This is a genomic window from Pantoea sp. Ae19-2 (genome assembly GCF_059801205.1).
This window is the reverse complement of record NZ_JBCHWE010000001.1, coordinates 2,064,650-2,086,583: the sequence shown is the minus strand read 5'-3', so window position 1 is coordinate 2,086,583 and position 21,934 is coordinate 2,064,650. Positions and strand designations below refer to the sequence as shown.

At 46.2% G+C, this 21,934-nt stretch carries 19 protein-coding genes and 3 pseudogenes; 13 read left to right on the top strand and 9 right to left on the bottom strand.

Translation table 11 applies throughout. The features are described 5' to 3' along the window. Positions 1–90: 90 nt before the first annotated feature. The 3 genes from yajD (at position 91) to AAIE03_RS09595 (ending at position 2,867) form a co-directional block, all read left to right on the top strand. Positions 91–438 carry an HNH nuclease YajD gene (gene yajD / locus AAIE03_RS09605; protein ID WP_013025496.1) on the top strand — a complete coding sequence of 116 codons (348 nt, stop codon included), beginning with the start codon at positions 91–93 and terminating at the stop codon, positions 436–438. 388 nt (positions 439–826) lie between these two features. Further along, positions 827–1,810 (top strand): DUF1852 domain-containing protein, encoded by a 984-nt coding sequence (locus AAIE03_RS09600; RefSeq protein ID WP_013025497.1) that lies wholly within the window; start codon positions 827–829, stop codon positions 1,808–1,810. 25 nt (positions 1,811–1,835) lie between these two features. Continuing rightward, on the top strand, positions 1,836–2,867 hold the full coding sequence (locus tag AAIE03_RS09595) for a methionine synthase (RefSeq protein ID WP_013025498.1): 1,032 nt from the start codon (positions 1,836–1,838) through the stop codon (positions 2,865–2,867). A gap of 227 nt (positions 2,868–3,094) precedes the next feature. Here the strand turns inward: AAIE03_RS09595 and AAIE03_RS09590 are convergent, their stop codons facing one another. From AAIE03_RS09590 to AAIE03_RS09580, 3 genes are all read right to left on the bottom strand, one after another. Then, on the bottom strand, positions 3,095–3,304 hold the full coding sequence (locus AAIE03_RS09590) for a DUF6434 domain-containing protein (protein ID WP_019105799.1): 210 nt from the start codon (positions 3,302–3,304) through the stop codon (positions 3,095–3,097). A 340-nt stretch (positions 3,305–3,644) separates the two neighbouring features. Further along, positions 3,645–4,127, bottom strand: coding sequence for a glutathione peroxidase (locus AAIE03_RS09585; protein WP_026021004.1), 483 nt, complete (start codon positions 4,125–4,127; stop codon positions 3,645–3,647). Positions 4,128–4,328: 201 nt separating this feature from the next. Then, on the bottom strand, positions 4,329–4,751 hold the full coding sequence (locus AAIE03_RS09580; protein ID WP_498562972.1) for a MarR family winged helix-turn-helix transcriptional regulator: 423 nt from the start codon (positions 4,749–4,751) through the stop codon (positions 4,329–4,331). A 195-nt stretch (positions 4,752–4,946) separates the two neighbouring features. Here AAIE03_RS09580 and AAIE03_RS09575 point away from each other — a divergent pair, with 195 nt between their 5' ends. The 3 genes from AAIE03_RS09575 to AAIE03_RS09565 are packed head-to-tail and all read left to right on the top strand — an operon-like array spanning position 4,947 to position 7,207. Continuing rightward, positions 4,947–5,543, top strand: coding sequence for a non-oxidative hydroxyarylic acid decarboxylases subunit B (locus tag AAIE03_RS09575; protein ID WP_014606031.1), 597 nt, complete (start codon positions 4,947–4,949; stop codon positions 5,541–5,543). Next, entirely contained in the window at positions 5,543–6,970 is a 1,428-nt protein-coding gene (locus AAIE03_RS09570; protein WP_015700477.1) for a non-oxidative hydroxyarylic acid decarboxylases subunit C, read from the top strand. Before AAIE03_RS09575 ends, AAIE03_RS09570 begins: the two co-directional genes overlap by 1 nt. 9 nt (positions 6,971–6,979) lie before the next feature. After that, on the top strand, positions 6,980–7,207 hold the full coding sequence (locus tag AAIE03_RS09565) for a non-oxidative hydroxyarylic acid decarboxylases subunit D (RefSeq protein ID WP_013025504.1): 228 nt from the start codon (positions 6,980–6,982) through the stop codon (positions 7,205–7,207). 200 nt (positions 7,208–7,407) lie between these two features. On the opposite strand, the gene AAIE03_RS09560 is transcribed toward AAIE03_RS09565, so the two are convergent. Both AAIE03_RS09560 and AAIE03_RS09555 read right to left on the bottom strand, forming a co-directional pair. Beyond that, positions 7,408–8,586 (bottom strand): MFS transporter, encoded by a 1,179-nt coding sequence (locus AAIE03_RS09560; RefSeq protein ID WP_041457594.1) that lies wholly within the window; start codon positions 8,584–8,586, stop codon positions 7,408–7,410. Between the two features lie 90 nt (positions 8,587–8,676). After that, positions 8,677–8,859: pseudogene (locus AAIE03_RS09555) on the bottom strand (hypothetical protein); the annotation flags it as partial. A gap of 728 nt (positions 8,860–9,587) precedes the next feature. Here AAIE03_RS09555 and AAIE03_RS09550 point away from each other — a divergent pair. The 5 genes and pseudogenes from AAIE03_RS09550 to AAIE03_RS09530 form a co-directional block, all read left to right on the top strand. After that, positions 9,588–9,797 (top strand): annotated as a pseudogene (locus AAIE03_RS09550) (hypothetical protein); the annotation flags it as partial. Positions 9,798–10,218: 421 nt separating this feature from the next. After that, a complete protein-coding gene (locus AAIE03_RS09545; RefSeq protein ID WP_498562971.1) occupies positions 10,219–11,664 on the top strand; it encodes a sugar porter family MFS transporter in 1,446 nt (481 codons plus the stop codon). An 18-nt stretch (positions 11,665–11,682) separates the two neighbouring features. Then, complete coding sequence (locus tag AAIE03_RS09540; protein WP_015700472.1) at positions 11,683–12,606, top strand: sugar phosphate isomerase/epimerase family protein; 924 nt, start codon at positions 11,683–11,685, stop codon at positions 12,604–12,606. Positions 12,607–12,620: 14 nt separating this feature from the next. After that, positions 12,621–13,799 (top strand): Gfo/Idh/MocA family protein, encoded by a 1,179-nt coding sequence (locus tag AAIE03_RS09535; RefSeq protein ID WP_498562970.1) that lies wholly within the window; start codon positions 12,621–12,623, stop codon positions 13,797–13,799. Positions 13,800–13,882: 83 nt separating this feature from the next. Next, positions 13,883–14,278 (top strand): annotated as a pseudogene (locus AAIE03_RS09530) (transposase); the annotation flags it as partial. 129 nt (positions 14,279–14,407) lie between these two features. On the opposite strand, the gene AAIE03_RS09525 reads toward AAIE03_RS09530, so the two are convergent. Beyond that, positions 14,408–14,704: a hypothetical protein gene (locus AAIE03_RS09525; protein ID WP_194761838.1), complete on the bottom strand. Its 297-nt coding sequence runs from the start codon at positions 14,702–14,704 to the stop codon at positions 14,408–14,410. An 821-nt stretch (positions 14,705–15,525) separates the two neighbouring features. Here AAIE03_RS09525 and AAIE03_RS09520 point away from each other — a divergent pair. Together AAIE03_RS09520 and AAIE03_RS09515 are read left to right on the top strand one after the other, a co-directional pair. Continuing rightward, positions 15,526–17,184 (top strand): methyl-accepting chemotaxis protein, encoded by a 1,659-nt coding sequence (locus tag AAIE03_RS09520; protein ID WP_042677353.1) that lies wholly within the window; start codon positions 15,526–15,528, stop codon positions 17,182–17,184. A 434-nt stretch (positions 17,185–17,618) separates the two neighbouring features. Continuing rightward, a complete protein-coding gene (locus tag AAIE03_RS09515; protein ID WP_105077404.1) occupies positions 17,619–17,840 on the top strand; it encodes a KTSC domain-containing protein in 222 nt (73 codons plus the stop codon). Between the two features lie 1,006 nt (positions 17,841–18,846). On the opposite strand, the gene AAIE03_RS09510 is transcribed toward AAIE03_RS09515, so the two are convergent. From AAIE03_RS09510 to AAIE03_RS09500, 3 genes are all read right to left on the bottom strand, one after another. Then, entirely contained in the window at positions 18,847–19,122 is a 276-nt protein-coding gene (locus tag AAIE03_RS09510; protein ID WP_105077405.1) for a transposase, read from the bottom strand. 496 nt (positions 19,123–19,618) lie between these two features. Then, positions 19,619–20,041, bottom strand: coding sequence for a DoxX family protein (locus AAIE03_RS09505; RefSeq protein ID WP_105077406.1), 423 nt, complete (start codon positions 20,039–20,041; stop codon positions 19,619–19,621). Positions 20,042–20,639: 598 nt separating this feature from the next. Further along, on the bottom strand, positions 20,640–21,386 hold the full coding sequence (locus AAIE03_RS09500; RefSeq protein WP_105077407.1) for a YoaK family protein: 747 nt from the start codon (positions 21,384–21,386) through the stop codon (positions 20,640–20,642). Positions 21,387–21,934: the final 548 nt, after the last annotated feature.

Below are 21,934 nucleotides of genomic sequence, written 5' to 3'. Positions count from 1 at the left end.
ACCCAGCATACAACTTGAAGTCATCCGATAAGCAGGTTAGCCTGCTGCAATCACAAGTGAAAAACTCTCATCATACAGGTAACGTCGGTCATGGCTCTGATCCCAAAAAACTACTCGCGGCTGGAAAGTGGCTATCGTGAAAAAGCGTTAAAAATCTATCCGTGGGTTTGTGGGCGATGCTCGCGGGAGTTTGTTTATTCAAACCTGCGGGAATTAACGGTTCACCACATCGATCACGACCACACCAATAATCCGCCAGACGGCAGTAACTGGGAGCTGCTGTGCCTGTACTGCCATGATCATGAACACTCAAAGTATACGGAAGCCGATCAGTACGGCACCTCCGTTGTGGCTGGCGAGGATGCGCAGGATGATGTGGGGGCCGCCACCTACAATCCCTTTGCCGATCTAAAGTCGATGCTCACCAAAAAGAAATAACCGCTGGCCATCCTGTTGCGTCTTGTCTTTCTGCATGACGATAGCAGGTGCTGACATCTGGCAGCGTTTGGAACAGGGCAGGAGAGAGGCGGCCTGCCGAGTGTTAGCCGCGCTCTGTCAGCCCCGGCAGGCCTTATTTTACTCTGCACGTTGCGCTCCCCATGCCCACCAGCCACCGTGTAGGCAGGGGTTCGTACAGCAACGGAAGGACCACCATGAAGAAGGCTCATGTTAATGTGAAATTAAGTCGCTTTCACTCATGTTACGACTCTGGCATAAAATATGCTTATTGATTGCAGGCGCGTTAAAAACTGTGAAGCAGACGAGACAAGCAGACCGGTCTGGCAAATAACGCAGTTTTTACATCAGAATTCAGGATCCAGACACGATGAATAATAATTTCACCTTTACGATTAAGAGCAGTGTTTTTGATGAGAATTACAATCCGTCAGAAAACACCCGCATCACGACCAACTTCGCTAACCTGGCCCGTGGCAAGAACCGCCAGGAAAACCTGCGTAACGCCCTGGTGATGATGGATAATCGTTTTAATTCCCTGGCGCACTGGGATAACCCGAAAGGGGACCGTTATTCTGTCGAGCTTGAGATCATTTCCGTAGAGATGAATATCAATGTGGAAAATAATCGCGATGCTTTCCCGGTTATCGAAATATTGAAAACCAGTATCGTCGATAAAAAAACCGACGAACGTATTGAAGGCATTGTGGGGAACAACTTCTCTTCTTACGTGCGTGACTATGACTTCAGCGTCTTGCTGTCAGAGCACAACAAAAATAATCCGGTGTTTACTATCCCGGAAAACTTTGGCGAGCTGCATGGCAATATCTTCAAATGCTTCCTGCAATCAGAGGCTTACAAGGCGAATTTTAGCAAGTCACCGGTAATCTGCCTGAGTGTTTCAAGCAAAAACACCTATGTCCGCACCGGCAACCGTCACCCGGTACTGGGCATTGAGTACCAGCAGGATGAATATTCGCTGACCGATAAATACTTCAGCAAGATGGGATTACATGCGCGCTATTTTATGCCTGAAAACAGCGTTGCGCCCCTGGCGTTCTATTTTACGGGTGATCTGCTGCGTGATTACACTAATCTCGAACTCATCAGCACCATCAGTACGATGGAAACGTTCCAGAAGATTTATCGCCCTGAGATCTATAATGCAAACTCGCCGGCTGGTATTGAATATCAACCGAGCCTGAGCCATCGGGATTATTCTTTAACGCAAATTGTTTACGACCGAGAAGAGCGTAGCCATCTGGCTATTGAACAAGGGAAGTTTACCGAGAAGAACTTCATCAAACCCTACAAAAATGTTCTTGAGCAATGGTCTGCTAATTACGTTCTTTGATTAACTCAGTATAAGGTTACCTGTTATGAAAACTTTGTTACCGACTTCCACGGCGGGAAGCCTGCCAAAACCGTCCTGGCTTGCGCAACCTGAAACACTGTGGTCGCCCTGGAAACTGGAAAATGAAGAATTAATCGATGGCAAGAAAGACGCACTGCGTTTGATTCTGGACGATCAGGATCGCGCCGGTATTGATATCGTCAGCGATGGTGAGCAAACGCGCCAACACTTTGTGACCACCTTTATTGAACACCTCAGCGGTGTGGATTTTGAAAAACGCGAGATCGTTAAAATCCGTAATCGTTATGATGCCAGCGTGCCGAGTGTGGTGGGTGAAGTGGCGCGCCAGAAGCCGGTCTTCGTTGAAGATGCCAAATTTTTACGTCAGCTGACGAATAAACAGATCAAATGGGCGCTGCCGGGTCCCATGACCATGATTGATACGCTGTATGACAACCATTACAAGAGCCGCGAAAAACTGGCCTGGGAATTTGCCAAAATTCTTAACCAGGAAGCGAAGGAACTTGAGGCGGCGGGTGTCGATATTATCCAGTTTGACGAACCGGCATTTAACGTGTTTTTCGATGAGGTGAATGACTGGGGCATTGCCGCCCTGGAACGCGCCGTTGAAGGGCTTAAGTGCGAAACCGCTGTGCACATTTGCTACGGTTACGGCATCAAAGCCAACACCGACTGGAAAAAGACGCTCGGAACCGAATGGCGTCAGTATGAAGAAGTCTTCCCTAAACTGCAGAAGTCGAACATCGATATCATCTCGCTGGAATGCCAAAACTCTCGCGTGCCGATGGATCTTATCGAACTGATTCGCGGTAAAAAAGTGATGGTCGGGGCCATTGATGTGGCAACCAACGCGATCGAAACCCCTGAAGAAGTGGCCGATACGCTGCGTAAAGCCCTTCAGTTTGTCGATGCCGATAAGCTTTACCCCTCTACCAACTGTGGCATGACGCCGTTATCCCGTCAGGTTGCCCGGGGCAAGCTGAGTGCCCTCAGCGCCGGTGCAGAAATCATCCGTAAAGAACTGCTGTCGAAATAACGGCGTCAGACATTCGGTGAATGACCTGTGTATGAGCAAAGGCCCGATCGGCGATCGGGCCTTTTTTGTCACCCAGTCAGGCTTGGCTCTGTAAAGCCGCAATAAAATAACCGCCGCGTACGCCTGCTGGCCGTTATTTTCACGCGCTGGCACCAGGTGCGGACGTAAACGGTGCCTGCACAGATGCCCGAAAGTAAAAAGGAGAGGGGATGAACAGATTGTGAGTGTCAGCCAGCCTTTCTGCGCTTCCACTCATCCACCACCTCTCCCAGGTTTTTGGGGATGTCATTGCGTATCCAGGCCATAAAATCCCGATCGAACCGGAAGCGTTCTCCGCACTGTGCAACCATAAAGCGGCGCACGTTTTGCGTATTTTTATAGTTTTTATCCACGATCGTCATGCGCGTCAGTTCTGCGCTGTGCCAGTCAATGTTCATCCGCTTGCCTCAAGTAACACGTGGTAAAGGCGAAAATCGTCGCGCCTGGCCGATTACGCTTCAGTGCTGGATAGTGGCATTAAAAATGAATGGATACCGGTATTGCGCGCTGAGGACAGGATATAGCAACATCCCTGCCATCCCTGCCATCCCTGCCATCCCTGCCATCCCTGCCATCCCTGCCCAAGAGAAGGGCGTGCTTTTTATTAAGCGACCGGCTCTTTGCGTAATGAGCAACGTTATAGCGTTAAAAGACGTTGCGAGCGATCAGTAAAGGGTAATCCAGTCTGGATAGCATCAGTTTGTAGAAAATGGCCAAGGATAAATTTGACCTCCCTGGTTAGCTTTCAAGTGCCGCCAGGAGGGTGGCTTCCATTTTTTCCGGCGTAGCGATGGGTGCAAAACGCTTGAGTGGTTTGCCGTCGCGTCCGATCAAAAACTTAGTGAAGTTCCATTTAATCCGCCCACCCAGCACACCGGGTAACTCCGCTTTCAGGTAACGAAATAGCGGATGCGTTCCGGGGCCGTTAACCTCTACTTTTTCGAACATGGGGAAGCTCACACCGTAGTGAATGTGACAGGTCTGCGCGATGTCGTCGGCACTGCCCGGTTCCTGCTTACCGAACTGGTTGCAAGGGAAACCCAGCACCACCAGCCCCTGCGCAGCGTACTTTTTGTAGAGTGCTTCAAGACCTGCATATTGTGGAGTGAATCCACAATGGCTGGCGGTATTCACCACCAGAACCAGCTTGCCAGCATAGTCGGCCATCGAGATGTGCTGGCCATTCAGGCTGGTGGCGTTGAGTTGATGAAAAGTGGTCATGCTGAAATCCTTAAAGTGCGTGTTAGTCAGGGCAAAGATGAGCACTCAGACGGTTTCTTGCTTCGCCCCGTCAACCAGCGCTGTTTTCTCTGTCATTTCAGTGACCCGCCGACCTTTGATTAACTCAGCGTTGCGTGAATCATGCCCGATCAAGGCACAACCCTGCCATTAAATCTGTTTCTGAAGAATAACGGGATGCTTTCAGGAAGCCTGTTTTTTTAACATGATTTTAAGAAGGCTTATGATTTCCTTTTGCTCATGGTCTTCTAACCTGTTCAGAAAATGTGAATCAACGCTTTCAGCAATCGGTGATGCAGTGTTAAGCATCTCTTCGCCCTGATTGGTAAGCGTAACAAATCTACGACGTTTGTCTTTTTTTCCTTCTTCACGTTGTATCAGACCTTTATGTTCCATGCGAACCAGCAATTCTGCCAGCGTAGCCTTCGAACTTAACGCCGCCTCTGTTAATTCCAGTTGTTCGATTCCCGGTTTAGCATGAACGGCTGAAAGAACAGCATACTGCTGCTTTGTCAGAAAGGGCATCGCTTCCTGCCACAGGGCGGTATGTTCCTGTAGAAGTTGCCTCGTCAAATGAAAGAAAAGGTTGCTCAAGTCATTGTTCATATTAACTTTTCTCTGGCTCTGTCATCCTCGTATTTAGTTAATGTTAAATCATTATCCCACCGTTAAACATTCTTTATCACCAGATACAAAAGGTCACACTAAAAATAGTAACCATGGAAATCAATTGACTTTATGGGTTTGAGTAGATTACCGTTAATTTCATTCGTACACGAACGTTATTTGCAAGGAAGTCAGATGAGAATTGTAATCGGTATGACGGGAGCAACAGGTGCCCCTTTAGGGGTGGCTCTGCTCAGCATTTTGCAGGAAATCAAAGAGGTTGAAACTCATCTGATTTTGAGCAAGTGGGCTAAAACCACAATTGAACTCGAAACGCCTTTTTCATCGCGTGAGGTGATGAGCATGGCTGATGTTGTGTATGGCCCGTCCGACCAGGCCGCTACTCTCTCGTCAGGTTCTTTTCACACCGATGGGATGGTCATTATTCCTTGCAGTATGAAAACCTTAGCGGGAATTCGCATGGGATACGCGGAAGGCCTTATTGGACGGGCTGCTGATGTCGTCATTAAAGAAGGCAGAAAACTTGTGCTGGTCCCCAGAGAGACGCCTCTCAGCACCATTCACCTGGAAAATATGCTAGCCCTTTCCCGTCTTGGCGTATCCATGGTTCCGCCCATGCCCGCTTTTTATAACCACCCCGCAGTAATTGATGATGTGATCGATCATGTCGTTTCTCGTGTTCTCGACCAGTTTGGGATTGCCTCGCCAAAGGCAAATCGCTGGAAAGGCCTGAACAATTCTAAGAAATCCCTGAGTATGGAGAGTAAATAATGGCTTTTGATGACCTACGTAGCTTCCTTAAGGCTCTGGACGAGCAGGGGCAGCTTCTTGAGATTGATGAAGAGGTTTTACCCGAACCTGATATTGCCGCGGCCGCTAATGCTACAGGCCGAATTGGTGAAGGTGCACCGGCAATCTCATTCAAAAAAATAAAGGGGTTCAATCATGCTCATGTTGTGATGAACACTATTGGTTCCTGGCAAAACCATGCAATTTCACTGGGCCTCCCAATGAATACCCCAGTGAAACAGCAGATAGATGAATTCATTCGTCGCTGGGACACTTTTCCTGTGGCACCAGAGCGGCGCGACAATGCGCCCTGGTCAGAAAATACCGTTGATGGTGAAGAGATCAATCTCTTCGACATCCTTCCCCTGTTCCGCCTGAACGACGGCGACGGCGGTTTCTATCTTGATAAGGCCTGCGTAGTATCACGTGACCCGCTTGATCCAGAACATTTCGGTAAGCAAAACGTCGGCATTTACCGGATGGAGGTGAAAGGTAAACGTAAACTCGGGCTACAGCCCGTGCCGATGCATGACATTGCACTTCATCTCCATAAGGCCGAAGAACGTGGCGACGATCTGCCAGTGGCTATTACGCTGGGCAATGACCCCATTATTACATTGATGGGCGCCACGCCGCTGAAATACGACCAGTCAGAATATGAGATGGCAGGTGCGCTGCGTGAAAGCCCGTACCCCATCGCCTCCGCGCCTCTGACCGGCTTTGATGTGCCGTGGGGATCGGAAGTCATTCTTGAAGGCGTGATAGAAGGGCGCAAACGTGAGATTGAAGGACCGTTTGGCGAATTCACCGGCCATTATTCCGGCGGTCGCAATATGACCGTTGTACGGATTGATAAGGTCTCCTACCGCACTAAGCCAATATTCGAGTCATTGTATCTGGGAATGCCCTGGACCGAAATTGATTATCTGATGGGCCCGGCAACCTGTGTCCCTTTGTATCAACAGCTGAAAGCGGATTTCCCTGAGGTGCAGGCTGTAAATGCAATGTATACACACGGATTACTGGCCATTATTTCTACAAAGAAACGTTATGGTGGATTTGCCCGTGCTGTAGGCGTACGGGCGATGACAACCCCGCATGGTCTGGGCTACGTCAAGATGGTGATCATGGTCGATGAGGATGTCGATCCCTTTAACCTGCCTCAGGTGATGTGGGCGCTGTCTTCAAAGGTCAATCCGCAAGGCGATCTCGTTCAACTGCCAAACATGTCCGTACTGGAACTGGACCCGGGTTCCAGCCCTGCGGGAATCACGGATAAACTTGTGATCGATGCGACGACTCCCGTGGCACCGGATACCCGCGGCCACTACAGTCAGCCGGTAAAAGACCTGCCAGAAACTTCAATCTGGGTTGAGAAGTTAACGTCCCTGTTATCAAATCGCGGTTAAGGAGAAAGTATGATTTGTCCACGTTGTGCTGATGAACACATTGAAATCATGGCAACATCCCCAGTTGAGGGGATATGGACGGTGCATCAGTGTCAGCATTGCCTGTACACATGGCGCAATACAGAGCCAGCCCGAAGAACGGAGCGGGAACATTATCCTGAAGCCTTCCGGATGACTCAACGTGATATTGATAATGCGCCGGAAGTCCCGTCTGTCCCTCCTCTGTTAGCTAAGTAACTTACTTTCTGGCGGGTCCAGGCCAGGCCCGCTATGCATGATTTGCCACGTTAAAAAATCACATTGTTAACGTCCTGCCTTGAGATGCCAAATATCAAACCTAATCTGCCTTTTCTGGCGTTACAGGTTAAACATGCCCCGTTCTCCTGGATTTTGCTTACTGAACAGCAGGTCTGTCATGAGAAAAATTTTCATGCTTCTCATTCATTCTTGATGAAAAGGGCTACAAAAATGACGCCCGCAATGCTACATCCACCCGCCAACAGGAAGACCATCGGATAACCGGCTGCAACCGCGATCAAACCTGCAAGGGGGCCACTAAGCCCATAGGCGATGTCCTGAAAAGCGGCATAGCCACCTAATGCCGTTCCTCTTGTTTGCGGAGGAGAATGACGCAAGGCGATAACACCCAGCGAGGGAAAGATTAAAGAGCATCCGGCACCGGTCATGCCTGCTCCAATCAAAGCGAGCATTTGTGTGGATGCTGTACCCAATGTCAGCAACCCCAGGCTTTCAGTTAAAAGCGAAAAAATTGCGACAGTTTTGCCGCCAAACCGGTCCGGGAAATGACTAAAAATGAGGCGTACAGCGATAAACATCGCGCCAAACGCTGTTAATGCCAGTCCCGCGTTCGCCCAGTGCTGCTGGTTAAAATGAAGGGAGACAAACGTACCGAGAACAGCAAAACCAATGCCCTGAAGTGCAAGAGCCAGCCCTGGACGCCAGATTTTGCCGACAACGGACCACAGAGGCAGGCGAACGCCATGTGAGGGGATGACAGCGGGAACGGCAGCATTCAGCGTAAAGGCAATAACAGGCAGCATGACGGTACAAAGGCCAATTGCCCAAAATCCATAATAGTGAAAGAGATAAAGGCCAAAAGGCGCGCCTGCTGCCAGAGCACCATATGTGGCTATCCCGTTCCATGACATGACTCGCCCCCCTTTTTTGTCGCCACTCAAACCCAGCCCCCATGCCAGGTTCCCTGTCAGGATCTGGCTTTCACTGATGCCCAACAGTATCCGGGCGGCAAAAAGGAAGAATAACGTCAGGAAAGGAAAGTGAGCGACCCTGTCCGCCACAAGCAGCATAAGGCCGGAAAGTGTGCTAACCGCCAACCCCATATGCATCACTTGCTTTGCGCCACGTTCATCTGCATTACGTCCCGCGATCCCGCGCGTCAGCAGCGTTGCGACAAACTGGCATCCCATGACTAATCCAACCAGGGTGTCGCTGTAACCAAGAATATTATGGACATAGAGAGGAACGACCGTCAGGGAGAGCCCAATGGTCATGTAGGCAAAAAACATGGCGAAACTGATACGTAACACGTGCAAGGTTGACTGGCGATCGTTGAATACAGCCGTAGATAAACGCATTGGCATTCACCAGAAAAATGATTTTTTACTGAATGGCCCTGAATGTAGATCAGGGTCAAATACAGGCTTACGCGTGAGTCGCAGGGCGATCGCCAGCATGCCTGAGCGCAGCCCTTGAATCGCTGTGCCATAAGCGGCGTTGCCTGAAGAGCCACCTGAAGCGTTAGAGAATGTACTTATGTCTTCCAGACAAGCGCCAGTTAGCTGTCCGTCGGGATCTACAGCGATACGGCCAGGGTAAATGACATCTGATTTTTTTGGTCTCCTGACCATAACGGGATACCTTCGACTGTGTATAAAAGAGGGATAAACCACGATGTTCAACATGAATGTTAGAGATTTAAAATTCCATTTTCAACTTAAATGGATTTAAAATTTTACTGCTGCATGTAATTGAAATCACTCATTACCCGTCTGCGATTGCCTTTTTGTTGGTTTATATTCATTATAAATCATGCGTATGTAATTTTTTTGATTGAAAAATAAATATTTCATGTAAAGAGCATTTACGGCTTAAATGTTCCTTTTTGAGATCGTCTTCCCAAAAATGAAAGATGAATTTTAAATGTGTTGATGTTTCGATTGTTTGTTTCATAATCCTATTAATCCATTACCTGCATGCCATTCCTTACCTGCGTTCGCTGGTGAACAACCTTGAAACTGGCAGGCGGATCGAATGGAAACCATCAGATTGACTATGGCCCAGGCATGCGTTCAGCTCATTGATAATCAATACATTGAAGTAGATGGCAACGCGAAGACATTCGTTAAAGGCATTTTCGCTATTTTTGGGCAGGGATATGTGTTGGGTTCAGGTCGGGCGCCTGGAGGAGAGCGAGGGGGCATCGCTGTCTGTCAGTCACGAAAAGAGAGGAGATGGCATGTCGCTGGTGCCCAAGCCGGGTATCGCAAAAGAGAGCATTCGCGCTATTGCCGATACGCTGGCGAAAAGAAATGGCCAGGCCTGTCACTACTGATTTATTCAGAAGGAGAAAGGGATAATGAAAGTCGCTTTTGATGTTGACGTCATTACGCATTTATCAATAACCGGCATGATTCGTCAGGTTTCTGAGTGGGGTTATAAATATATTGAACAATCCCCGCATCCGCGTATCAACCCGTTCTGTAAACATCCCCGAGCTTCCAGAGCGTTGATGAGCGAGTATAAACGTGCACTGAATCAGTACGGGGTGGAACTCCCTTCCTTCATCGCTAATCCACCGGATGTTAATGCCATAATTCACCAGCATAGGGGCATTGGCGAAGGTAAAGTGGATTTTTCGCGTATTACGTGAAATGAATTTTGCAAATCGAAAATTCGAAGTCGGCGGTGAATCCATTATTACCGCATCACTATTATGATATCCGGAAAAAATGAACTCACAGGCCGTCGACACGCGCAGGATTATCGAAAGAGAACTTTTAGGTCAATCATAAAGATGACATCAGCGCCGTAGGGATTTTTTGTGTGCGGCGTATCCATGCCTGATTTTCTGGAGGCTACATATTAAGAATGACAGTTTAACATTGTTTGTCTTTTACGTTTCTATTTCATTATCTACGCAAATTCAAAACAGTCATTATATGACTTCACTCAGTCAAACTGTGTGAATTAAACGCAAAGGTAACCGTATGAGTACGAAAGAGAAGAAATATAATCTCGCCTATGTTATGGCGATCTGCACCGTGGCAGCATTGGGTGGCCTGTTACAAGGGTATGATACTTCCGTTATTTCAGGTGTTATTGAGCCTCTCAACAGACATTTTAATTTAACGCCATCGCAGACCGGTTGGGCGGTATCAAGTATCGTTATCGGCTGCGTATTAGGCGCATGGCTCGCCGGTAAACTTGCCGATAATTATGGCAGAAAAAAAGCCCTGACTATCACAGTATTCTTTATGCTGGTTTCTGTAGCGGGCATGGCATTAGCCACCGACTTCACGATGTTTATTATCTTCCGTATTCTGGGCGGATTCGGCATCGGACTGGCATCGGTTGTGTCACCTATTTATATGACGGAAGTTGCACCAAGGGATTATCGCGGCCGCGTTGTCGCAATGAATATGGTCTTTTTCGTTGGTGGACAGGTTTTGGTGCTGATCGTCAATTATTTGATCGCCAAAGGAGCAGATGAAACCTGGCTGGTGACGGTTGGCTGGCGTTATATGCTTGGATTTGGTGTTATTCCTTGCTTCCTGTATTTAATGTTTATGGCTTTTATTCCGGAGTCTCCTCGCTGGAATATAATGAAAAATCGTGATGCCGAAGCGATGAAAACCTTGACTCGCATCTCCAATCCTACGCATGCCTCGAATTTATTTAATGAAATTAAAGCATCTTTTAATACTGATTCAGTAACGACATCTGTAAAAAATGTACCTTCGATTAAGGGGTTAACACGCAACGCGAAGATGTTCATCATCATTGCGTCAATGATTGCCGTATTCAACCAGTTCACCGGCATCAACGTTATTCAGTACTTTGGGCCAACCTTGTTGATGAATGTCACAAGCAGCATGGAAGAAGCCATGTTTATGGTCACCTGGCTAGCGGCGTTGCAGTTCCTGGGCGTGCTTGTCGGTATTGTCTTTGTTGATCGTGTCGGGCGCCGTATTTTGCTGCTGATTGGCTCTTTCGGCACCTTCATCTGTCTCGCGCTTACCTTCCTGACTTTCTATTTTGGTATTAAAGGCTATGCCTCAATCATCGGCCTGTTAGGCTTCATGTTCATCTTTGGCTTAACATGGTCGCAAATCGCCTGGACCGTGGTGGGCGAAATTCTGCCTAACCGCCTTCGCGCAATGGGCATGGGGATCGCTTATGCCTCGATGTGGGTATCCAACTTTATCATTAGCCAGGTTTTCCCGATTATCAATGATAATCCATGGCTGCGTGAAAAATTCCACGGTGGATTCCCGCTGCTGCTGTTCTCAGTATCCTGCCTGATATCCTGGTGGTTCGTAAAACGCTACATTCCGGAAACAAAAGGTGTGGCACTCGAGAAAGTCGAAGAACTCATGAATGCCCGTATCAATAAAAATTCTGTATCCGTCACGACCAGTGATATAAAACATTAATATAGTAAGGACGTAATTATGACTATTCATATTGCTAATGCACCTTGCAGTTGGGGGGTTGATGATCCTAAAAATCCGTTTCTGCCGCCCTGGCAAAAAGTTCTCAGTGAGGCAAATCAGGCGGGTTATAAAAGTATTGAACTCGGACCGTGGACATATTTACCAACGGATCCGGTCAAACTGACGGAAGCCTTAAATAAGGCCTCGCTTTCAATCGTGGCGGGTACAATTTTTGATGATTTAGTCAGTGACAGTAATTTTGATAACATGATTGAGTTGACGCATAATCTGTGTCGAAATCTTTCTAAAATACCCACTGCGGTGAAAGATCACAGCTCTAATTATCCCGCGCCATATCTGGTGATTATTGATTTTGGTAATGCAGAACGCGCTCGTTATGCCGGACATTCAGATAAAGCACCTCGCCTGAGTGCTGATGACTGGCAGCGCATGGTCTCCCATATTAAAGAAATAAGTTCTCTGGCCTGGAATGAATACGGTGTTCGCCCGGTAATTCATCCGCATGCGGGGGGATGTATTGAGTTCTCAGATGAAATTATCAAAATTGCTGAGGATATACCGCATTCAGTTGCTGGGTTATGTCTGGATACAGGGCACCTTTATTATTCTGGCATGGACCCTGTAAGCTGGCTTGAGAGTTATTTCGATCGCCTTGATTATATTCATTTCAAAGATGTGAACGAAAGTGTCCATAAAGATGTACTCAAGCGTGGACTGGATTTCTTTGCCGCATGTGCAGAAGGCGTAATGTGCCCCATTGGCAAAGGGGCAATTGATTATCCCGCAATTAAGAAACTCCTTAACGACCTGAATTATCAAGGCTGGATTACGATTGAGCAGGAACGCGATCCACGCCAGGCTGATGGCAGTCTACACGATGTGACCGAAAGTCTTAAGTGGCTAAAATCAGTCGGCTTCTAACCGGAGATAACATTATGATTAACGGACTAAAACCGCTTAACAGATCTGTTCGTTGGGGAATGGTTGGGGGAGGTGGCACAAGCCAGATTGGTTATATTCATCGTTCAGCAGCCTTAAGAGACAACGCATTCACATTACTGGCAGGCGTATTAGATATTGATGCTGAACGAGGTAAAGCCTTTGGTGTTCAACTCGGTATTGCAGAAGATCGATGCTATCCCGATTATGCAACCCTGTTCCGGGAAGAGGCGAGTCGTGAAGATGGCATTGAAGCTGTCTCAATTGCCACCCCAAACAATACACACTTTGCTATATGCAAAGCTGCACTGGAAGCCGGTTTGCATGTGATTTGCGAAAAGCCGCTCTGTTTTACCGGCGAGGAAGCAAGCATTCTTGCGGCGTTATGCAGAACCCATAAAAAAATCATCGGTGTCACATATGGATATGCAGGGCATCAATTAATTTTGCAGGCGCGGCAGATGATTGAGGAAGGGCTGCTCGGTGATATCCGTATCATTAACATGTCCTTCGCGCACGGTTTTCATGCAGAAGCAGTAGAACTGGACAATCCTTCCACCCGCTGGCGCGTGGACCCTAAATATGTCGGGCCAGGTTATGTTCTGGGCGATCTGGCTACCCATCCGCTGTTTCTGGCTGAAACGATGCTGCCTCAATTGAGCATCACACGGTTGCTGTGCTCGCGGCAGAGCTTTGTCAAATCCCGCGCACCGCTGGAAGATAACGCCTATGTGCTGATGGAATATGACAACGGTGCGGTGGGTTCTATGTGGTGCTCAGCGGTGAACTGCGGTTCTATGCATGGTCAGAAAATTCGTGTTGTGGGTTCGAAGGCAAGCCTGGAGTGGTGGGATGAGCAACCTAACCAGCTTCGCTATGAAATCCAGGGGGAGCCAGTTAGGATCCTTGAACGCGGAATGCCTTATCTCAGTTCGCAGGCTCTGGCTGACGATCGCATCGGGGGTGGACACCCGGAAGGATTGTTTGAAGCATGGTCTAATCTTTATCGCCGCTTTGCGATTGCAATGGATGCAACCGATCGTGGCGACGCGAAATTCCTGCAATCATTCTGGTATCCCGATGTGCACGCCGGTCAGATCGGTGTGAACTGGGTAGAGCACTGCGTCAAATCTGCTGATGCGGGCGGTGAATGGATTGATTTCAATATTAAGTAATCATTAACGTACCTGGCCACTGTGGCAAGTGGCCAGGTAATGGGTGAGGGCTTAAAACCACCAGTATCCTTACCCTCTCATAACGCCACTCCCGCTTAGTAATCCCCACCTGTATCAGAGACAACAAGGCCTTAACGGTGATATCTGCCCTCATCAAACAAGCCCGGAAATGAGCTTTCGAGCGTTATAAAACATAAACACGGGATCGGAGCGCCGAACTAACCCGCCGCACCCGATTTACTGTAGAAACAGACATCCAGATTTAGGTCTGTGATCCCTAAGCTCCCGCGCGATGTGGCTCAAATGAAATGACGAACAGATCCCCCAGACAACACTTTCCAAAAGGAAGCGACGCATCTGTTCCCCCCTGGCAAAGATTAAACCCTGTTGTCAGGCAGCTCAGCGAAAGGCCGGGAAATGCGCCAGGCTCTGAATTCCCCGGAGAGCGTTTTGACCAATGTGTTTCATCCGTTGATTGAACTCACAGCCAGAAGTGAACCGATCAATTGCTTTCTGCCTGAACACCGCGATAAGGGCGACTGAGTTGCGGTGTACAAATTTCAGAGGCTAAAAAGGGAACGCCTCAGCTGACTGAGAACGTCGCGTGGTCAGAAAAGTGTTTCTTTAATGGTGATTTCGTCCACCCGGAGGATTGAAGACATGTCGAAACCTTTCATATCTGATATGAACGCCTCGCTGCTCATGTATTTCTGATTGATAGCCTGTATATCGGCTCCCTCCTGATAGGTCACTGTTGCAATGACCTGACAGTTTTCTCCCAGATAGACATCATTGACATAAATGTCAACAGCATAAAGAGAAACCCTGTGTCGGGGCCAGTGTTTGTGAAAATAAATTTCTGCTGACTGGCTGTCTTTGAGTGTATAAATCCTGACCTGTTTCATCTTGTCCATCCTGTTGTGAAGGTGTTCATCAAGGCGGAAAGTCAAAGCATACCCACTTCATTTCTGGGAAATTAACAAAAGACCACTTTTCACTCATGGCGGACATATCTAAATTGCTTAATAAACGCACTAACATCTGATAAACGCAGGATTAACCTAATCGTTCGTTATCAGACATGATCGAAACGACGCTTGTGATGTGTTTGTTGAACTATTTTAGTAATTGGGCCGAATTTTTAAGGGCAATACTGGAGCTAAATCCTGTTTCAACTATGAAATTTTATTTTAAAACCATCGGTGGGAAGGCGAAGGCAAAAATATTCGGTATGCACTCATGTGTTTCGACCTGATGCCGATATTCATCATATCTGCCGCCAGAGCAGATAAGCCCTTACTTACTGCTTCTTTCTTCTGCAGCTCCCCGCCCTGGGGAGTTTTTTCTGCTCAGAACACTTTTTTCGGAACAAAATGACCGCTGCGGACCACCCAAATACCGCAGGAATCACGGTCAAACAATTTCCGCCCTCCTCCCAGAGCGGACACTGCATGAGCGATAAATTGCTTAGCCCCGGTGTGCGGGGTTTTTTTTACCTGTAATACCGCGTCTTTTGAATGTCGCAGATGCATTCCGGACTACTTATCTTATGTAATAAATGCCCCCGGTCAAACAGCAAAGCAGACCGGTCTTTGTGTCAGAAACGTGACGCTTTCATGTTATTTTGATTAATACTGAGTGTTTTTCTGCCGATAAATATTCTGCAAGTTTAACTTAATAACATCCGTTGTTAACGATCAGTCACTTATCACAGCAGGGTATTCCGATGACTATTACACAGCGTTTGCTTCTTAGCTTCTCACTTCTTTGTGCTGCACTGGTTGCGATGGTCATTGTGGCCGTCACGGTGGTCGGCGGCTTTCAGTCCCGTTTTCAGTACGTGCAGGAAAATACCATTCCTTCACTGCTGGATATCGGCAAAATGGTTGACGGCAGTAATTCCCTCATTCTCTGGCTCTACCGTCATCAGAGCGCCACGGACCCGCAGCGGCAGGCCGGGGTTGAAAAGGAGATTGAAGCTACCATCAGCAGTATCAGGTCAGTGAATCAGTATTACCTTAAAAACGAGATATCGAATGAAAAAGACCGCCAGATGACCGAGGCGTCTTTCCGCACCCTGAAACGCATTGAATCCACACTTCCGGCATTTCTGGCGGGCTCCCGCGCGCAGGACGATGCGGTGGCGCTTGGCGCGCTTCAGGGCAGTGACGGCGTGGGTGCTGCCGCCCGTCAGCTCATCGCCGGCTATCAGAAGCAGCTCAGGCTAAACGTGGGCCTTGCGGATGAACTGCGTAAACAAAATGACCGGACCTATCAGTCAACCGTCTGGGGCATGGTGGGCGGTTCCGTGACGGTCATCCTTATTCTCGCCTTTTTCGCGCTCAGAACCATCTTCGCCATCCGCCGGCAGCTGAACAGCATGCGTCAGGTCATGGAAACCGCGAGCGAGCATCTTGACCTGAGCCTGAGGGCGGACGAAGCACGCCAGGACGAGATTGGCCTGACGGCCAGAGCGTTCAACCTTCTGGCGGATAGCATGTCGGCATCGCTGTTAAAGGTGGAAACCTCAGCGCAGTCGGTCAGTTCCGCGTCGGCACAGATTTCGGCAGGCAATGAGGATCTGTCTTCCAGAACTGAGGAGCAGGCAGCTTCGTTGGAACAGACCGCGGCCAGCATGTCCGAACTCAGTGAAACCGTTCGTCAGACCGCAGAAAACACGCGGCTGGCAAGCCAGTTGGCCAGAAATGCACAGGAAATATCAGAAGACAGCGCCGGCCGGGTGCGCACGTTGCTGAGTACGATGGGCGATATCAGAGGAAGCTCTGCAAAAATCACAGATATTATTGCGCTGATTGAGGGGATTGCTTTCCAGACTAACATTCTGGCGCTGAACGCCGCGGTCGAAGCGGCGCGTGCGGGCGAGCAGGGTCGGGGCTTTGCTGTTGTTGCCGGTGAGGTCCGTAATCTGGCGCAGCGCTCATCCTCCTCCGCTCGCGAAATCAGGGCGCTCATTGAGTCATCAATGAGCTTTGTAGAGGCCGGTTCAGCGCAGGCCGAAGGTGTGGGAGACAATATGTCCCGCATGAATGATGCCGTGCGTCAGGTCACTGATCTGGTGGATGAAATATCTGTTGCCGCGGGCGAACAGTCTCAGGGTATTAGTCAGGTGCACCAGGCTGTCAATCAGATGGACGATGTAACGCAGCAGAACGCCGCGCTGGTCGAACAGGCTTCTGCCGCATCTCGCTCGCTGATGGAGCAGGCTGCATCACTGAATCAGCTGGTGAATACCTTTATCCTTGCGTCCGCGTCAGAGAGCGGAAGGGCTTCGTGCAACCCGGCTCTTGTATCGGTTCAGTCCCTTTCTTTAGGAAGCGGTCCCGTCGTGGCAGCTGCCGGAAACGACAACTGGCAGCGATTCTGAGGATGATACCTGTCAGGACTGTGATTGCGGCGAAAAAATATTCGGTACGCACTCACGTGTTCCGGCCGTCTGCCGATAGTTATTTTATCTGCCACCAGAGCAGGCAGAATAAACACAACATGTATTCCATCTGTTTTTTGCGACTCCCCAACCCTGGGGAGATTTTTTCCCTCATGCATTCAGTAAATTAACAATAGCGTGCTGAACGAATGAACATTATGTCCTTTATGACAGAGACAGAATACTAACTCAGAAGAAATACATCATCTAATGATGACTGATAACGGGGCCAGTAAAACTGAATTTTTAGACTGCATTAATCATATGTCAGGGCGTGGAATTTCTAAAAGCGGTTGAAAATAGCAAATATGTTTAAAGTGAAAGATCTAAGGCGGGGATAGTCAGTCATATTTCAGGAGACAACAAGTAAGGATATGAAACCACATACCATTAATTCTTCAGTGGTCAGGCTTGTGCATTATGACCCTACAAACGGTCTCCTTGAACTAGAATACCATAATGGAACCAGTCGCCGCTGGTTTGGTGTTCCAGTCAGGGTTTATCATACTCTCTGCAGTGCAAAAGATCCTGATGCATTTTTTCGTACATTTATCAATCAGTATTATACTTCATTGCGTGGCAAAATCAGCTTCTAATACAAAGTTGTTGTAATGTTACATTTTTTGCAACAGTTTACCTTCATACTTCGTGGGCGAGTTCATAAGCCAGAAACAACAGTAATAATTCTAAATTGATATAAAAAAAAAGCCCCGCTAGTGGGGCTGAGCAAAAAAACGCTCTATCAGTTTCCCTTTTGAAAGGGAATCGGAGTTTTAAACTGCATCATACATCGAGATTCTTAGTGGAGCCTGAACGGCATTTGTTCCAATAAAAAAATAATATCTATGCGTTTACATTTTTTGAATTGAGAAAATGCATCAAATGCATCAAATGCATCAAATGCATCAAATGCATCAAATGCATCAAATGCATCAAATGCATCAAATGCATCAAATGCATCAAATGCATCAAATGCATCAAATGCATCAAATGCATTATGAGTTAATAGCTTTAGAGTTGAAAAAGTAATGCCGTGCTACCAATTTTCAAACTTACCTAAAACAATTGCATCAGTTTCTTTTAATGTAAAACTCTGTATGCATGGAACCAAATGGTAATCAGGGACACAAAAAATTGCAGGTCTTTAAATTCACTCAATCTCGTCTACCCAAAGCGAGAGTTGAGAGAGCGCTTAAATTGCTCAGCCCCAGTGAGTGGGGCTTTTTTTAGTTCATCGCGCTTTACCGAGCTATGCTGCTTTGATTTTCAGGACTAAGCAGGCGTTATCCTGTCACCCCTAGGCCATCCGCTTTATCACCTTGATCCTGTTGTTTATTTCTTCCGGTACGCTCGTGTTAAGTTCGTGCGTCACACTGAATAATACCCAGATATCGACTAAGTTTATCGGCTGAACTGCTTCAGCGCCTTTATTCCGCTTTCCTTTGCCTGTCTGAACCATACCACCCATTTCTAGCCCGCTTCCTTTTCATTTGGGCCACACCACGGTTTCTTCAGTGCAGCTTTCACCATACAGACGAGATTTAGGTGATGATTGACTTCCAGTAACTCTGTAAGTCTGACCTTATGCCCTTCAGACAGGTTTCACGGGTTAGGCAGCAACAGCCAGCAACTGCGTTTTATAATCTGTCGTGACTTCGGGTTATCACGCAATGCAATTGCATTGTCTACACTTACCCGGCTAATGACTTCACGACCGAACTTTGCGACCACGTCAAACAGGTCACAGACCACATTCGCCTGAAAGTAGGGTACTATCACCCCCAGACCGAAGGCGGTATTCATGTCCATCGCAGCGGACTCGATAGCGCCGCATTCCTCCGCTCCCCACAGTACCTGTTGTATATCCGCATTAGCCACGATAGTGGCATAACGGTGTCCCTTGAACAGGGTAAACGCATAAAGAGAAAATAAGTGGGTATAGTTTCTCGATAATTTCTACTTATTCACCATATGTTATGGTGCTAACAAGCTAAGGTAATAATCTATGAAACTTTTAGTATCCATTTTTTAACTGGTGTTTTAAGTTTCAGGTTTGTCTCGGATTTCGCATGGTAAAGTGAAATAGATATTGTTGCTATAATAATTAAAAATAGGTAAAAGTATCTGTTATCTCCTTAGGATGCAGAATTTGAATGTATTTATCTGTATGTAAGTCGTTAAAATCTCCTTGATTTTGAATGAATTTTTATGCGAATATGCCCGGTTATCTTGATTTGCAACTCTTTTCGAAATCTAACTTATAGCTGCTCAATGAAGATCCCTCCGGGCGCAGGGGCATTATCTATTGCGATGTTGTGCACGCAAGTTATATAAACGGAAAAAATAACCGGATGCGGCTTGAATTTTCCTGCTTTCAGCTATCGGTAGTCATGCTATACTTTCCTGAACCTATAAGCATAATACTGATCGCTCCAAAAAAGAATAGCGCCTCGGTTTCAAGACCCCATGCACCTACTTTTGTAACCGTAAAAACCCTATCTATTCCTACCAAGAGTGTTGCAATGAGAATGTTAAATGCATAAATAAGTGCTGCAGGTCGTGTCATCAATCCCAGTATAATGAAAATCGGAGCTATTATTTCGCCTGCAAAAACGCCATAAGCAATAAATCCGGGGATTCCTTTCGTTTCAAGTATAGCTGAAATCCATTGAGTACCGTGAAGAATCTTAGCTATTCCATGAAACATAACAAGAATACCAAATGTCAATCTAAGAAGGAGCTTGCCAGCATCAGGGTGGTTAGTTAACTTGTTAAAAACGGTAATACCTTTTATCATCTTTTCTTCTCCATTAATTAGTTTGAAACTATTTATAAACAACTTTCTGAAAAAAAACTTAACCTTATGAGGTTTTTTAATTATCTTTTTATAGAAATAATTTATTTTCAATAACTTAATGGTTTTTATAGGGAAGTATCAAGCCAATAATTTGATCATGACTGAAGTATTCAAAACATGCTATGAGTGAAAATGCCACACTCCTTAGAAAAGTGTAAGAGTGGTAAGTTTGGGATAATTAGAAAGGTAACAAAGTGCTTTTTTTTAATGTTCAGTGATAATCGAGAGGTGGCGTTATTTAATATTTTCATTTTTGTTTTTGGAAAAGTCTGTCTCAAAAGTATGGCTATCAGCGCGATGGTGTTGTAGGGCGGTAGTGCTTTTAAAAATAATTATTTAATCAAGCGCGCATGATTAAAGAAGGCCTGATGATTGCTAAATTTTTTTGTTTTCAAGCATGTATATTACTTCTTCCAGAGTGAGTGTATTTAAACCGGATATATCTTGCAACTATTTTATCTTTTGATAAGTTAGGGTCCTCAAAATATGATTGGTGAATCAATGTTAGTTAAAAGATGTCTGATTGTAGCCGATATTTTCAGGTTATGGTGCTTCGTTTTTTAAAGTTTCTAACATTGTGTAATGTCATTACGATGGCAGTTGTAGCATAAATAATAAGGATAATTGCTATTGCTAGCATTGCCCTAAATGCATAACCCTTGAACAAAAGCATTCCAGTGATACAACCGCTTAAAAAGCATACTATTGTTATCAAGTGAGTGCATAGTTGCTTATAAGCGAAATATCGATTGCAGAGTGTTTTTGGTATGATAAACGACCATATATAGGTACCTAAAGCAATGCCTACATCAGTAATAGTGCCTGTAATGTGAGTAGACCTAACACGCCCATTTGAAAGTTGTGTCGAGGTCGTATTATGTAGCCCCATCATAAAAGCCATAGTAGCCAGTAATCCACTATTATGAAGTGGAGAATAAAATAAGCTTTCAAATAGTGATGCTGTAGCAAGTATTACGCCCTCTAAAATTAAAATAATGCAGAATATTGTTCTTATTTTAAGCATCTCGCCCAAAAGAGTTATTAGTCTCGCCATTGTGCATCCAGCTAAAAATGCAGCAATTAATCCAATAAGGAGGGTCAACTTGCTAAAATTTGAGGAAAATACTTCTGCAGATATCTGGGATGTATTCCCACTCATGTGTGATGGAAAAATACCAAATGCACAAAGCGCCATCGTGTTCAGCATTCCGGCTGTTGTTGCCATTGTCAATGCAAGATGTCGGTCTTCTGAGTGTGACCTCATTCTTTTCTTTCTTACCAGCATATTGTCTTCCTGTAATCTTATTACTATAATTCTATGTGGGTTTTTTATTACAAAGGTTCCAATTTATTTTTATATGGAGTTTGCGTAGTGCTTTGAAGGGCTTTTGGCCAAAGTGAAAATAAAGCCTTGATAAATTCTTGATGGTTAATTTTCTGTAGTGATCTTTTTTGAGGGTGGATTAATATAATGTCTCAATATAGTTATGCATGAAATAAGAATTTCATAAAAAAATACCGTATTTTAAAATGGAATCTTATAATTGGATGTTATTTTTTAACTGGATTTATATTTTACGAGGCCGGAGTCATACATGAGTGTGGATGTAACTTTTACCAGTTTAGTGAATCCGTCAATGTGTTTTTTCTTTATTTTTAATTTATTTCTATTGGTTGTTGGGGTTGTTTTTCCTGTAATTTTAATCTTCATTTCGTATTTTTAGGCGGCTTAGCTACATTGTTCTTAAATGCATTTTTAAAAGTCATTATAGTTATAATTCCTAAAGTTAATTTTAGGCTAATATTTATATCGGGTTTTTTCTGAAGCTCACA

Coding starts and splice junctions, on each gene's coding strand:
- AAIE03_RS09585 (WP_026021004.1), bottom strand. CDS start 4,127: ATGACCACTTTTCATCAACTCAACGCCACCAGCCTGAATGGCCAGCAC.
- yajD (WP_013025496.1), top strand. CDS start 91: ATGGCTCTGATCCCAAAAAACTACTCGCGGCTGGAAAGTGGCTATCGT.
- AAIE03_RS09545 (WP_498562971.1), top strand. CDS start 10,219: ATGAGTACGAAAGAGAAGAAATATAATCTCGCCTATGTTATGGCGATC.
- AAIE03_RS09570 (WP_015700477.1), top strand. CDS start 5,543: ATGGCTTTTGATGACCTACGTAGCTTCCTTAAGGCTCTGGACGAGCAG.
- AAIE03_RS09540 (WP_015700472.1), top strand. CDS start 11,683: ATGACTATTCATATTGCTAATGCACCTTGCAGTTGGGGGGTTGATGAT.
- AAIE03_RS09500 (WP_105077407.1), bottom strand. CDS start 21,386: ATGCTGGTAAGAAAGAAAAGAATGAGGTCACACTCAGAAGACCGACAT.
- AAIE03_RS09535 (WP_498562970.1), top strand. CDS start 12,621: ATGATTAACGGACTAAAACCGCTTAACAGATCTGTTCGTTGGGGAATG.
- AAIE03_RS09525 (WP_194761838.1), bottom strand. CDS start 14,704: ATGAAACAGGTCAGGATTTATACACTCAAAGACAGCCAGTCAGCAGAA.
- AAIE03_RS09580 (WP_498562972.1), bottom strand. CDS start 4,751: ATGAACAATGACTTGAGCAACCTTTTCTTTCATTTGACGAGGCAACTT.
- AAIE03_RS09505 (WP_105077406.1), bottom strand. CDS start 20,041: ATGATAAAAGGTATTACCGTTTTTAACAAGTTAACTAACCACCCTGAT.
- AAIE03_RS09590 (WP_019105799.1), bottom strand. CDS start 3,304: ATGAACATTGACTGGCACAGCGCAGAACTGACGCGCATGACGATCGTG.
- AAIE03_RS09595 (WP_013025498.1), top strand. CDS start 1,836: ATGAAAACTTTGTTACCGACTTCCACGGCGGGAAGCCTGCCAAAACCG.
- AAIE03_RS09560 (WP_041457594.1), bottom strand. CDS start 8,586: ATGCGTTTATCTACGGCTGTATTCAACGATCGCCAGTCAACCTTGCAC.
- AAIE03_RS09515 (WP_105077404.1), top strand. CDS start 17,619: ATGAAACCACATACCATTAATTCTTCAGTGGTCAGGCTTGTGCATTAT.
- AAIE03_RS09575 (WP_014606031.1), top strand. CDS start 4,947: ATGAGAATTGTAATCGGTATGACGGGAGCAACAGGTGCCCCTTTAGGG.
- AAIE03_RS09565 (WP_013025504.1), top strand. CDS start 6,980: ATGATTTGTCCACGTTGTGCTGATGAACACATTGAAATCATGGCAACA.
- AAIE03_RS09520 (WP_042677353.1), top strand. CDS start 15,526: ATGACTATTACACAGCGTTTGCTTCTTAGCTTCTCACTTCTTTGTGCT.
- AAIE03_RS09600 (WP_013025497.1), top strand. CDS start 827: ATGAATAATAATTTCACCTTTACGATTAAGAGCAGTGTTTTTGATGAG.